Here is a 12,858-nt window from a genome sequence, read left to right as displayed (position 1 = left end):
GCATAAAAAATGCCCGTCTCCTGCGAGACGGGCATTTTTTTGCTTCCGGGAAACCCTTAGCCGCGGTATTCGCACAGGTAAGCGGTGTCCACGGCAACCTTCAGCTGGAACTTGCTGTTGGCCGGCACGTTGAACTGGCTGCCGGCGGCGAAGGTTTCCCACTCGCTGGCATCCGGCAGTTTGACGGTCAGGGCGCCGGACACCACGTGCATGATTTCACGCTGAGCGGTGCCGAACTCGTATTCGCCGGGGGCCATGACGCCGATGGTCGCCGGACCTTCTGCGGTGCCGAAAGCGATCGACTTGACGGTGCCGTCGAAGTACTCGTTGACTTTAAACATGGGCGATTCCTCGGAAAAGGGTCTGGAAAGGTCGGCCAGTATGCCCAAGGGCAGGGAAGCTGCCTAGACCGGCAATATCAGCGGCAGCAGACGCGCCGTATTGCGTGCATCCTCCAGCGCCCGATGTTGCTGGCCATGGAACTGCATCCCCGCCAATTGCAGGGCGCCATTGAGCCCCAGGGGCTTGTCCAGGCGCCGAGCCTTGGCGAAGCGCTGCTTGAGGTTCACATGGGGCGTGGTGGCGAGGGCGCTGGCCAGGCCATGGCGTTGCCATTCCAGTTCCAGCTGCCGGCGATCATAGTCGCCCCAGCTGGCCCAGCCTTCCAGGCGCGGCTGATGCTGGCCCAGCCAGCGCTCGAACAGCGGCCACACCTCGGTAATCGGCGCCGCACCATCGATGTTGGCCTGGGTGATGTGCGTCAGTTGGCGGCAAAAGGGCGTCAGCAATGGCCGGCGCAGCGGCCGCACAAAGCGCTGGAAGTGGTCCAGTTCGCGGCCCTGGCGGTTGACCAGGCTCGCGCCGATCTCGATGACTTCCATCTCCGTCACGGGCCAGCCGCCTTCATCCGTTGTGGCTTCAAGGTCAATAATCAGCCAATGAGGCATCGTGCAGGTTCCCGTACTCTTCCCTTTCTGTTGGGGATAGAGCGTAGCCCGGCCCTGTAGTTCCGCCTAGGGGTCAGACGATCTCCAGCAGAACCTGACGATTGCGCACCTGATCACCGGCAATCACTTGCACGCCTTTGATCACGCCGTCGATACCGGCTGTCAGCGGATGCTCCATTTTCATGGCTTCGAGCACCAGTAGCAGTTGGCCTTTGGTCACGCTGTCGCCGGCGCTGACCCGCACATCGACGATTGCGCCGTCCATCGGCGCCTTGACTGTGCCGCTGCTGGCGTCGGCCTGGCGGCTGGCGACTTGCTGGGTGCAGTCGATCACCCTGAGACCGGGTAGCCACAGTTGGTTGCCGTCAAGGTGATAGGCGGTGCGGCGGCGGATACCGTTGAATACCAGGGTGGCGTGGCGGCCGTCGGTGGTGAGTTGCAGGGGTTCGGCACTGACGGTGTGGATGTCTCCGTTGATCTCCAAGCGATAAATACAAGGCGCGCTGGCGTTGTTGCGCCACCCCGCCAGGCCTTGGGGATGCTGGTTGGCGCTGTGCTGGTAAAACAGCGCGGCGGCCAGGGCGAGTTGTTCGGGTAACGGCGTCAGGGTTGGGATATCGCTGAAGTGCTCAGCGATAAACCCGGTACTGAAATCGCCGCCAACAAAGTCCGGATGCTTGAGCAAACTCACCAGCAGCGGCTGATTGGTCGCGACGCCCAGCAACACCGTGTCTTCCACCGCCCGGAGCAATTTGCGACGCGCCTCTTCGCGGGTGGCGCCATGGGCGATGAGCTTGCCCAGCATCGGGTCATAGAACGGGCTGATGCGTTGGCCTTCGATCACGCCGTGGTCGATACGCACGCCAGTGGCTGGCTCCCAGCGCACTACATCGCCAGTTTGCGGCAGGAAGCCCTGGGTCGGGTCTTCGGCGTACAGGCGCACTTCCATGGCGTGGCCACTGAGGGTGACGTCGGCTTGTGTCAGGGGCAGCGGCTGGCCGGCGGCGATCTGCAGCTGCCAGTCCACCAGGTCGAGGCCGGTGATCAGTTCGGTCACTGGGTGTTCCACTTGCAGGCGTGTGTTCATTTCCAGGAAGTAGAAACGGCCGTGGCGGTCGAGCAGGAACTCCACGGTGCCAGCGCCGACGTAGTTCACCGCACGTCCAGCCTTCAGCGCGGCTTCGCCCATGGCTTGGCGCAACTCGGGCGTCATGACAGGGCAGGGGGCTTCTTCGATGACCTTTTGATGGCGGCGCTGGATCGAACAGTCGCGCTCGCCGAGGTAAATGAGGTGGCCGTGGCTGTCGCCAAACAGCTGGATTTCGACGTGGCGCGGGTCGACCAGGGCGTGTTCGAGGATCAGTTCGTCGCTGCCGAAGGCGTTTTTGGCTTCCGAGCGGGCGGTGTGCAAGTTGTCCAGCAGGTCTTTCGATTGGTGCACGAGGCGCATGCCGCGACCGCCGCCGCCGGCGCTGGCCTTGATCATCAGCGGGTAGCCGATGCGGTCGGCTTCCTGTTGCAGGGTGAGGTCGTCCTGGGCGCTGCCTTGGTAGCCGGCGATGCAGGGCACGCCGGCGTCGAGCATGGCGAGTTTGGACAGGCGTTTGCTGCCCATCAGTTCGATGGCCTCAGCGCTGGGGCCGATGAAGGTGAGGCCGGCGTGTTGGCAGGCGCGGGCGAAGTCGGGGTTTTCGGAGAGGAAGCCGTAGCCGGGGTGGATGGCGTCGGCGCCTGTGCGTTTGGCGGCGTTGAGGATGGCTTCGATGTTGAGGTATGACTGGTGGACGGGGGCCGGGCCGATGGGGACGGCTTCGTCGGCCATCTGCACATGTAGGGCCTGGGCGTCGGCTTCGCTGTAGATGGCCACGGTGCGATAGCCCAAGGCCTGGGCGGTGCGCTGAATGCGGCAGGCGATTTCGCCGCGGTTGGCGATCAGGATTTTTGTTAGCTGCGGCATTGCTGCGGTCCTCGGGTACATATCCATTTCTGCGGTAGCGGCTGCTGGCGGTTCCGCTCTTACAGCGGGTCACTTTTGGAAGGACCGGAATGCCGGCCCAGCCAAAAGTAACCAAAAGGTCCTCGCCCCAACACTCGGCACTTCGCCTAGGCTCGGTGTGCCCTCACTCCGGCTTGAATCCGTGGGCCGCCGCCACGCGCCATCCATGGCGCGGGGCGGCTAACCCGGCGTCCTGCCGGGTTACCCACGGATTCAAGCCTGCGTTCGGCCAGCGTGTTTGACGGGGCGCCCCAGATCAAAATCAAAAGCGCGGCGGCCTTAGAGCCGACCGGTTTGTACGTGCCGTACTGGGTCCAAATGTGGGAGCGGGCTTGCCCGCGAAGGCGTCATCTGCACCACTTCGGTTTCCGCTTCTGCACAAACGCCTGCGTCCCCTCAATCCCTTCCTCACTCCTCACCGCCTTGGCAAACCACTGCGCTCCGCGATCCAGCACCGCCTCCAGCGGCTCATCTACGCTCGCAAGCAGCAGCGCTTTAGTCCGTGCATTGGCGCCTGGCGCACACTTCAGGACCTGGCTCAATACTTCATCCAAGCGTTCTGCCAGCGCCTGTGGATCGCGCTCGGTAAAGTGCACGACGCCCAGTCGCTCCGCCTCTACGCCATCAAAGCGCGCGGCGGTCAGCGCCAAGCGGCGTGCCTGGGTCAGGCCAATCCGCTTCACCACAAAGGGTGCAATCTGCGCCGGTAACAAGCCCAGGCTGGTTTCCGGCAGGCCGAATTGCGCCTGGTGATCGGCGATGGCGATATCGCTCACGCACGCCAGGCCGAAACCGCCGCCCAGCACCGCGCCTTGCAGCACCACGATCACCACTTGCGGCACGGCTTCCACTGCCTGCAGCAAGGTGCCGAATGCCCGGTTCAGCGCTTGCAGTTGATTGTCTGCGGTGACCAGGTCCTTCACGTCCGCCCCGGCGCAAAAGTGCCCGCCCGCGCCGCTGATCACCACGGCCCGCGTCTGGCTGTCCAACTGTGCCAGCACGCTGCGCAGTTCATTGACCATTGCCAGGCTCATCGCGTTGCGGCTTTCCGGTCGGTTGAGGGTGATGTGCAATACGCCGTTATGCGGTTCAAGCAGCAGGGTATTCATGATTTTTTACCCGGCAAGGTGCCCATCAATTTGCAGATGATGCCCAGCATGATTTCGTCGGCGCCGCCGCCGATCGAGACCAGGCGCACGTCCCGGTAAGCGCGGGCCACGGGGTTGTCCCACATGAAGCCCATGCCGCCCCAATATTGCAGGCAACTGTCGCTGACTTCGCGGCCCAGGCGCCCGGCCTTGAGCTTGGCCATGGAGGCCAGGCGCGTCACGTCCTGGCCTTTGATGTATTGCTCGGTGGCCTGGTAGACCAGCGCGCGCAGGCATTCGATTTCGGTGGCGAGTTCAGCCAGGCGAAAGTGGATGACCTGGTTGTCGATCAGCGCCTTGCCGAAGGTCTGGCGCTCTTTGCAGTATTCGATGGTGCTGTCGATGCAATGCTCCAGGCCCTTGATCATATTGGCCGCGCCAAACAGGCGTTCTTCCTGGAATTGCAGCATCTGCATCATGAACCCCGCGCCTTCGTGGCCGATGCGGTTGCGCTGGGGTACCCGCACGCCGTCGAAGAACACCTGGGCGGTCTCGGAGCTGTGCATGCCGAGTTTTTCCAGGGGTGGGCTGATGCTGATGCCAGGGGTGTTCATCGGCACCATGATCAGCGATTTGTTGATGTGCGGCTTGTCGTCGGAGGTGTTGGCGAGCAGGCAGATGAAGTCGGCGCTGGGCGAGTTGGTGATCCACATTTTACTGCCATTGATCACGTAGTCGTCGCCGTCCTTGCGCGCGTGGGTCTTGAGTCCGGCCACGTCGGAGCCGGCGCCGGTTTCCGAGACGCCGATGCAACCGACCTGCTCGCCGCTGATGGCCGGGCGCAGGAATTCGTCGCGCAGTTCATCGCTGCCGAAGCGGGCGAGGGCGGGGGTGCACATGTCGGTCTGCACGCCGATGGACATGGGGATGCCGCCACAGCGGATGGTGCCGAACTCTTCGGCGGCGACGATGGAGTAGCTGTAGTCCAGGCCCATGCCACCGAATTGCTCTGGCTTGGAAATGCCCAGCAGGCCAAGGTCACCGGCCTTGCGGAAAATATCGTGGATGGGAAAGCGTCCGGCCTTTTCCCATTCGTCCACATGGGGGTTGATCTCGCGGTCGACAAAGGCGCGGACGGTGCGGCGCAATTCCTGGTGTTCCTGGGTAAAGATCATTTTTATGGTTCTCCTAAAAACGCGCTACACCGAAGGTATTGGCCTGCAACTCACGCACCTCGGCTTCGTGGCAGATATCCAGCAGAAAGCCCAGCAAGGTCCGCGTGTCCCGTGGATCAATCAGCCCGTCATCCCACAGGTTCGCGCTGCCATAAAGTGCGGTGGACTGGCTGTCGAGCTTCTGCGCGGTGACCTGTTCCAGCATGTCGAGCACTTTGGGATCCGGCACCAGACCATCCTTCAATTGCTTGGCCTCGGTGACAATGCGCAGGACTTTGCCCGCCTGCGCGCCGCCCATTACCGCCGTGCGGCTGTTGGGCCAGGCGAAGATAAAGCGTGGGTCCAGGCCGCGCCCGCACATTGCGTAGTTGCCAGCCCCATAAGAACCGCCCACCACTATCGTCAGTTTAGGCACCCGTGCATTGGCCACCGCCTGGATCATCTTCGCGCCGTGCTTGATCACCCCTTGTTGCTCCGACTCGGTGCCTACCATGAAACCGGTGGTGTTGTGCAGGAACAGCAGCGGCGTGCGGCTCTGGTCGCACAGTTGGATAAACTGCGCGGCCTTGCTCGCCCCCTTGGGCGTGATCGGGCCGTTGTTGCCGATCACGCCGACGGCGCGGCCCTGGATGTGCAGGTGGCCGCAGACGGTGTGGGCGTCGAACTCGCCTTTGAATTCGAGGAAGTGCGAGCCGTCGGCCAGGCGCGCGAGGATTTCGCGGACGTCGTAGGGTTTTTTCGGGTCGTCGGGGATCAGCTCCAGCACTTCCTCAATCGGATACAGCGGCTCTGCGTAGGTCCGTTTTGGCGTCAGTGGCAGCCGATCATTCCAGGGCAACAGGCCGACGATCTCCCGCGCGATGCGCACGCCGTCCGCATCGTTTTCCGCCAGGTATTCGGCCGTGCCGGCGATTTGTGCGTGCATCTCGGCGCCGCCCAACTCCTCATCCGTCGCTACTTCACCGGTCGCGGCCTTTAGCAGTGGCGGCCCGGCGAGGAACAGTTTGGCCCGGCCACGCACTACCACCACGTAATCCGACAGCCCCGGCTGATACGCGCCGCCGGCCGTGGCCCGAGCCATGTACCACGGTGATCTGCGGCAAGCCCATGGCCGACATCCGCGCCTGGTTGGCGAAGCTGCGCGCGCCTTCGACGAAAATCTCGGCGGCGTAGTTGAGGTTGGCGCCGCCGCTTTCGGCCAGGGTCACCACCGGCAGCTTGTTCTCCAGGGCGATCTGTTGCAGACGCAGGGATTTCTTCAGGCCAGTGGGGGAAATGGTGCCGCCCTTGATCGCGCTATTGTTGGCCACCACCAGCATGCGCACGCCGCTGACATAGCCGATGCCGGCGATCAACCCACCGCCGGCGGCGCTGCCGTCCTTGTCGTCGTGCAGCTTGTAGCCGGCCAGGCTGGCCAGTTCCAGGAACGGCGCGCCGGGGTCCAGCAGCAAGTTGAGGCGCTCGCGGGGCAGCAGTTGGCCGCGTTTGTCGAACTTGGGCTTGGCTTCCTGAGCCTTGGCGAGCAGGTTGGATTCCAACTGGTGAAGCTGGGCGATGGCCGCGAGCATGGCCTCGCGGTTTTGCGCGAACTGGGCGCTGTGGGGGTCGATCAGGGATTCAATCACCGGCATGGTCTATTGCTCCGCCTTGAGCACATCCGGCAGGTAGGCGCGGTGAAAGCCATTGAAGGGCTCGCTCGGCGCCTGCGCCTTGTGCAACGGCCAGGCGCGGCTGCCCAGGCTGGCTGCGCCGTCGATGCGCAGGGTGCTGCCGCTGATAAAGGCAGCGGCGGGGCTGAGCAGGAACACGATGGCCGCGCTGACTTCCGATTCGGTGCCGATACGCTTGAGCGGCACGTGTTCGCGCAGCGTCGGAATCACCGCCTTGAACGCGCCTTCGTAGGTGTCCATGCCGCTGGAGGCGATCCAGCCCGGCGCCACGGCGTTGACCCGCACCCCGGCGTAGCCCCATTCGAAGGCGGCGGTCTTGGTAAAGTTGTCCATGCCGGCGCGCGCTGCACCCGAGTGGCCCATGCCGGGCATGCCGCCCCACATGTCCGCGAGCATGTTGACGATGGCGCCGCCGTGCTTGCTCATGGACTGGTTGAACACTTCCCGTGCCACCAGGAAACCGCCGACCAGGTTGGTGCGCAGTACGGTTTCGAAGCCTTTTTGATTGATCGCGGCCAGCGGCGACGGGTACTGGCCACCCGCATTGTTGACCAGGCCGTGGATCGGGCCGTGCTCATGAATGATGTGTTTGACCAGCGCCTTGACCGCCTCTTCATCGCGAATGTCGCAGGCCTGCCACGCGGCGCTGCCGCCATCCTCGGCGATCTCGATCGCGACGTTTTGCAGTTTTTCCGGCTTGCGTCCCACCAGTATCACCTTGGCACCCAAGGCCGCCAGTTCATGGGCTGTGCAGCGGCCAATACCGCTGCCGCCGCCGGTGACTATCACGGTATGCCCTTGGAACAGGTCGGCTTTGAAGATCGAGTCGAAGGCCACGGCAAGGCTCCTGTCAGGTGAGTGAATCTGCGATGTGCTGCGGCACGGCGATGGGGATTTCCAGCAGTTGCTGGGCAAAGGCCTTGCCTTGCGGGTCGATGCGCAGGCTGGCGATACCGCCGCCGCCCAGGGCATTTTCCAGCAGGAAGTTGAGGCTGTGGCTGCCGGGCAAATACCAGCGCTCGACGCGACCGTGTAGGGGGTCCAGCACGTGGCTCATCCAGTCGACGATCACTTCCGGGGTCAGCGCTTCGGCGATCCATGGCAAATACTCGGGATCGCGGGCGATCACGCCGATATTGCTGTGGTTGCCCTTGTCGCCGGAGCGCGCCACGGCCAGTTTCACCAGCGGCACGCTGGCGTCGGCGCGGCCTTGGGGTTTGGGCGGGTCAATCGATGCTTCGGGCAGGGCGGGGGCGTCGGCAATCGGCAGGGTGCAGGCATGGCGTTCGCCCTGGAAGTCGATCAGCAGCTCGCAGGCGGATTTATCGATCAGGAACGAAAACAGCCGGATCACCGGGTACACGCTCGGCCGTCCGCCGACGATCCCGGTCAGGCCCGGCGCCATGCCAGTGGCAGCTTGGGCAATCTCTCGGGCGAACAGTACCAGCGCCGGCTTACTCGGGTGACGCACCGCCAGTTTCACCACCACTTCGCGGCAGTCCTGGCGCCTTGCGTGGGCGCCGTAGGTCGCTTCACTGCCGAGCAGTTCGATGTTCACCTCGGTGTACGGCGCCCAGCCGCGTTGGCTGAATAGCTCCGAGGTCTTGTCGATGATCGCCTGGCTGACCCGTTCGGCCTTCGCCACCGCATCGATTCCGGCGATCAGGCAACTGGCGGTGCAACGGAAGCCGTCCGGGTAGGTCGCACTGACTTTGTACTGATCGGTGGGGGGCAAGCCCTTGGCGCCGTGCAGGCGCACACGGTGTTTGCCCTGCTGCTGCAACTTGACCTGGCTGAAGTCGCAGATCACATCTGGCAGCAGATAGGCGCGCGGGTCGCCGATTTCATACAGCAACTGTTCGGCGACGCTGAGTTCGCTGATCAACCCACCGGTGCCGTCGACCTTACTGACGGTGAACTGCCCGTCGGCGCTGACTTCGACGATGGGAAAGCCGATGTGTGCGTAGTCCGGCACGTCGCGCCAATCGGTGAAATTACCGCCGGTGCACTGCGCGCCGCATTCGATGATATGCCCGGCCAAGGCGGCCTGGGCGAGGCGGTCGTAATCCTGCCAGGACCAGTCGAATTCATGCACCAGCGCCGCGCTGACCACGGCGCTGTCGACCACGCGGCCGGTGATGACGATATCCGCACCCAATGCCAGCGCCTGTGCGATGCCCGGCGCACCGAGGTAGGCATTGGCGGACACGCACGCGGGCGGCAACGGCGTGCCGTTGAACATGTCGGTGATGCCGTGCAGTTGCTTGAGTTGGGGCAGCAGGTCATCGCCCAGCAGCACGGCGATTTTGAGTTCGACACCGGCTTTATCGCAGGCCGCTTGCAGTGCGGCGGCGCAGGCCTGGGGATGGATCCCGCCGGCGTTGCTGATCACGCGAATGCTCTGGCGCTGGATATCTGCCAGCAACGGCGTGAGCACGTCGACAAAGTCCGTGGCGTAACCCGCCTGGGGATCCTTCATGCGCGCGCCGGCGAGGATCGACATCGTGACTTCCGCCAGGTAGTCGAACACCAGGTAATCCAGTGTGCCGCCGTGCACCAGTTGGGCGGCGGCGGTGCAGGTGTCGCCCCAGAAGGCGCTGGCACAGCCGATACGAACCGTCTTGCTCATGAGAAATCCTTCCTCGAATGGCTGTGGGCGAGACTACCAAGCAAGCGCTTGGTTTGTAAACTCCAGTCACAAGTTTTAGCCAAGCGCTTGCTTGGGTGGCCGCCACGGCCTAAATTGCCGGCCAAGACGTCCGTGGAAGTAGAGGAGAGAGGCATGGATGAGCATAAAGCCCTGCGGGTGATGCGCACCATGGTCGACGGCGGCCAATTGACCGACCCCGACAGCGCTCGGGGCAAGCTGCTGCAGACCGCGGCCCACTTGTTTCGCAACAAGGGCTTCGAGCGCACCACCGTGCGCGACCTGGCCAGCGCCGTGGGCATCCAGTCCGGCAGCATCTTTCATCACTTCAAGAGCAAGGATGAGATCCTGCGCGCAGTGATGGAAGAAACCATCCACTACAACACCGCGATGATGCGCGCGTCCCTTGAGGAAGCCACTAACGTGCGCGAGCGCGTGCTGGCGCTGATCCGCTGCGAATTGCAGTCGATCATGGGCGGCAGCGGTGAGGCGATGGCGGTGCTGGTGTACGAATGGCGTTCGCTGTCGGCCGACGGCCAGGCCCAGGTGCTGGCCCTGCGTGACGTGTATGAGGCGCTCTGGCTGCAAGTGCTGGGCGAGGCCAAGGACGCTGGCTATATCCGTGGCGACGTATTTATTACGCGACGTTTCCTGACCGGTGCCCTGTCCTGGACCACCACTTGGTTTCGCGCCGAGGGCAGCCTGACGCTTGAGCAATTGGCCGAAGAAGCCCTGCTCATGGTTCTGAAAGCCGATTGAGGTGCAAGCTATTAATTTGCCGGTAGAAAGTTGTCTCGCCAGACAAAAACGCCTAGCTTATCGCCATTAGCGTTTTTGAACGGTGTGTGCCTTGATGTTTTTGCCATGGCGGCTGGCTGCAGGACTTACCTTTTGGGCACTGGGCACCGCGTGGTGGGTGCCGGCGTCGGCTGCGCAGTTGGTGCGCATCGGCGCGGCGCACTTTCCGCCCTACACCGTGCGCCCGGAGCAGGGCGCCGATACCGGTTTGCTGCCGCAACTGGTCGAGGCGTTGAACGCCGCGCAAACCGATTACCAGTTCGTGTTGGTGCCCACCTCAATCCCTCGGCGTTTCCGCGATTTCGAGCAGGGCCGAGTCGATATGGCCATCTTCGAAAACCCCGCCTGGGGCTGGCAGAAGATTCCCCACACCAGCGTCGACATGGGCCTGGAAGACGCCGAAATCTTCGTCGCCCAGCGTGAGCCCGGCCGTGACCAGGCTTATTTCGCTGACCTGAACGGCAAGCGCCTGGCGGTATTCAGTGGTTATCACTACGCCTTCGCCAACTTCAACCCCGACCCCAAGTACATGGCCGAGCACTTCAACGCCACGTTGACCTATTCCCATGACAGCAACTTGCTGATGGTCGCGCGCGGGCGTGCCGACATCGCCCTGGTGACGCGTTCGTACTTGAGTGATTTCATGGTGCGCAACGCGGACATGGCCGGGCAGTTCCTGGTGTCGGAACGCATCGATCAGGTGTATCACCACTTTGCGCTGTTGCGCCCGAAAGCGCCGATTACGGGGGAGGCGTTTGCCGCGTTGCTCAAGCGCTTGCGCGATGATGGCGAGATGCTGAAGATTTTCGAGCCGTATCGCATTGATGTGACGGCGGTGCCCTGAGTGTGGGAGCGAGCAAGCCCGCTCCCACATTTCCTACAGCGGTGTGTCACACCCGTCGCGCAAAAGTATCACTATGGCTGCCCGACACCTTGCGGCAGTGCACCAGCGCATCCCGGATCATGAAGTTCACCAGGGTCGGCGACACGCCGAGTTCCTTGGCGATGTCCTTTTGCGGCACGCCGTGCAGGCGGTACATCTCGAACGCGTAGCGGGTGCGTTGCGGCAGCTCCGTCAGGGCGTCGGCGATGTTTTCCAGAGTGTTGAAATTGATGTGCGAGGTTTCCGGTGAAGCGCCGTGAATAACCACATTCAAGCCTTCCTCTTCCGTCCCTGAGTATTTGAGCTCCAGGGCCTGCTTGCGGTAGTGATCGATGGCCAGGTTGCGCACGATCTGGAACAGATAACTCAATTGCGCCTTGAACGATGACGTGATCGTCGGCGCCGACTGCAACCGGAAGTAGGCGTCCTGCACTACGTCTTCGGCGCGGGAGCGGCAGCCGGTAATGCGTGCCGCGATCTTCACCAGAATCAGCCGATTATCGACGAATGCCTGGAGAAGCGGTGAGTCGCACCTGCCTGTGGATACTTGTTCCGTCATGGAAATCACCTTGTCGCAAAAGAGGTTAGGGGAGGGCGTCCTTGCTGAGGCCTCCTACACATCGGGCAACAAATTATGCTGAATGATAATGATTGTCAAATGAGAAGGCGAACTAATCTTATGCTTTCTTGTTAGGTGTGAACCACGTCTCGCGCGTAGCCGGCGACTAATTATTTGCCGGTGCCGTCCGTTCTTCTGGGTGACAGGTCCGTTAGCGAAACGGCCAAGGATCAGCACCCGCAGGAGGACGAAATGGGTTTCTATCGTGCATACAGCGTGTTTCAGTTTGGAGTCGTCACTCGATGAGTACGCCGACCCGACTGCGCCTGTTCTGCCTGCCCTATTCGGGCGCCAGCGCCATGGTTTACGCGCGCTGGCGCCGCTCTTTGCCTGAGTGGTTGCAGGTGTGCCCGCTTGAACTGCCCGGGCGTGGCATGCGCATGGACGAGCCGCTGCAGCGCGATATCAAGGTGTTGGCTGCCCAGCTTGCGGACGAAATCGGCCGCGACTTGAACGGCCCCTACGCCTTGTTCGGCCACAGCCTCGGCGGCCTGCTGGCCTTTGAGTTGGCGCATGCATTGCGTGCGCGCAATGTGCCGCCGCCACTGGCCCTGTTCGCTTCCGGCACGGCCGGGCCGGCGCGTCGCGACGTCAGCGAATACGCCGTCGAAAAAACTGACGAACAGCTGATCGCCCGCCTGCGCGAACTGCAAGGCACCGCCGAGGAAGCCCTGGCCAACCCCGAGTTGATGCAGTTGATGCTGCCGATCCTGCGCGCCGATTTCCTGCTGTGCGGCAGCTTCACCTACGGCGAGCGCGCACCGTTGGGCATGCCGATCCACGTGTTCGGTGGCAAGCAGGACAGCGTGCGCGCCGACCAGTTGCTCGACTGGCAACTCGACGCCGCCAGCGGTTTTTCCCTGGACATGTTCGACGGTCACCACTTCTTCCTCATGCAACACGAAAGCGCCGTGCTGCGCTGCATGCGGCGTTACGCCGACGAACACCTGGCCCGCTGGCGCAATGGCGCGGCACGGCCACTCGCCGTCGGCTGAGCAAGCCCCCCGAATTCTTGAATTTCCCGTAAGCCGATTT

Annotated in this window: 11 protein-coding genes and 1 pseudogene; 3 read left to right on the top strand and 9 right to left on the bottom strand. The window is 63.0% G+C overall.

All coding sequences use genetic code 11. The features are described 5' to 3' along the window. Positions 1 to 56: 56 nt before the first annotated feature. From ppnP to AYR47_RS28645, 8 genes and pseudogenes are all read right to left on the bottom strand, one after another. Positions 57 to 341, bottom strand: a complete 285-nt coding sequence (gene ppnP, locus AYR47_RS28680) for a pyrimidine/purine nucleoside phosphorylase (RefSeq protein ID WP_010208796.1) — start codon at positions 339 to 341, stop codon at positions 57 to 59. Between the two features lie 63 nt (positions 342 to 404). Then, complete coding sequence (locus tag AYR47_RS28675; RefSeq protein WP_033900803.1) at positions 405 to 947, bottom strand: exonuclease domain-containing protein; 543 nt, start codon at positions 945 to 947, stop codon at positions 405 to 407. 73 nt (positions 948 to 1,020) lie between these two features. Then, positions 1,021 to 2,904 carry an acetyl-CoA carboxylase biotin carboxylase subunit gene (locus tag AYR47_RS28670; RefSeq protein WP_061449174.1) on the bottom strand — a complete coding sequence of 628 codons (1,884 nt, stop codon included), beginning with the start codon at positions 2,902 to 2,904 and terminating at the stop codon, positions 1,021 to 1,023. A gap of 386 nt (positions 2,905 to 3,290) precedes the next feature. Then, positions 3,291 to 4,052, bottom strand: coding sequence for an enoyl-CoA hydratase/isomerase family protein (locus tag AYR47_RS28665; RefSeq protein ID WP_061449173.1), 762 nt, complete (start codon positions 4,050 to 4,052; stop codon positions 3,291 to 3,293). Then, complete coding sequence (atuD, locus tag AYR47_RS28660) at positions 4,049 to 5,206, bottom strand: citronellyl-CoA dehydrogenase (protein WP_061449172.1); 1,158 nt, start codon at positions 5,204 to 5,206, stop codon at positions 4,049 to 4,051. Before atuD ends, AYR47_RS28665 begins: the two co-directional genes overlap by 4 nt. 13 nt (positions 5,207 to 5,219) lie before the next feature. Then, positions 5,220 to 6,837 (bottom strand): annotated as a pseudogene (gene atuC / locus AYR47_RS28655) (geranyl-CoA carboxylase subunit beta). A gap of 3 nt (positions 6,838 to 6,840) precedes the next feature. Beyond that, complete coding sequence (locus AYR47_RS28650; protein ID WP_061449171.1) at positions 6,841 to 7,713, bottom strand: SDR family oxidoreductase; 873 nt, start codon at positions 7,711 to 7,713, stop codon at positions 6,841 to 6,843. 13 nt (positions 7,714 to 7,726) lie between these two features. Further along, positions 7,727 to 9,505 (bottom strand): acyclic terpene utilization AtuA family protein, encoded by a 1,779-nt coding sequence (locus AYR47_RS28645; protein WP_061449170.1) that lies wholly within the window; start codon positions 9,503 to 9,505, stop codon positions 7,727 to 7,729. A gap of 153 nt (positions 9,506 to 9,658) precedes the next feature. Between AYR47_RS28645 and AYR47_RS28640 the strand changes: the two genes are divergently transcribed. Beyond that, positions 9,659 to 10,282: a TetR/AcrR family transcriptional regulator gene (locus AYR47_RS28640; RefSeq protein WP_033900811.1), complete on the top strand. Its 624-nt coding sequence runs from the start codon at positions 9,659 to 9,661 to the stop codon at positions 10,280 to 10,282. Between the two features lie 94 nt (positions 10,283 to 10,376). Next, positions 10,377 to 11,165, top strand: a complete 789-nt coding sequence (locus AYR47_RS28635) for a substrate-binding periplasmic protein (protein ID WP_033900813.1) — start codon at positions 10,377 to 10,379, stop codon at positions 11,163 to 11,165. A gap of 46 nt (positions 11,166 to 11,211) precedes the next feature. On the opposite strand, the gene AYR47_RS28630 is transcribed toward AYR47_RS28635, so the two are convergent. Continuing rightward, complete coding sequence (locus AYR47_RS28630) at positions 11,212 to 11,763, bottom strand: RNA polymerase factor sigma-70 (protein WP_005789991.1); 552 nt, start codon at positions 11,761 to 11,763, stop codon at positions 11,212 to 11,214. Positions 11,764 to 12,065: 302 nt separating this feature from the next. Between AYR47_RS28630 and AYR47_RS28625 the strand changes: the two genes are divergently transcribed. Continuing rightward, complete coding sequence (locus AYR47_RS28625; RefSeq protein ID WP_033900816.1) at positions 12,066 to 12,818, top strand: thioesterase II family protein; 753 nt, start codon at positions 12,066 to 12,068, stop codon at positions 12,816 to 12,818. Positions 12,819 to 12,858 lie beyond the last annotated feature (40 nt).

It is taken from the genome of Pseudomonas azotoformans, from assembly GCF_001579805.1.
Classification (GTDB): domain Bacteria; phylum Pseudomonadota; class Gammaproteobacteria; order Pseudomonadales; family Pseudomonadaceae; genus Aquipseudomonas; species Aquipseudomonas azotoformans_A.
The sequence above is the reverse complement of the archived record's forward strand: the minus strand, read 5'-3'. Positions and strand labels throughout refer to the sequence as shown.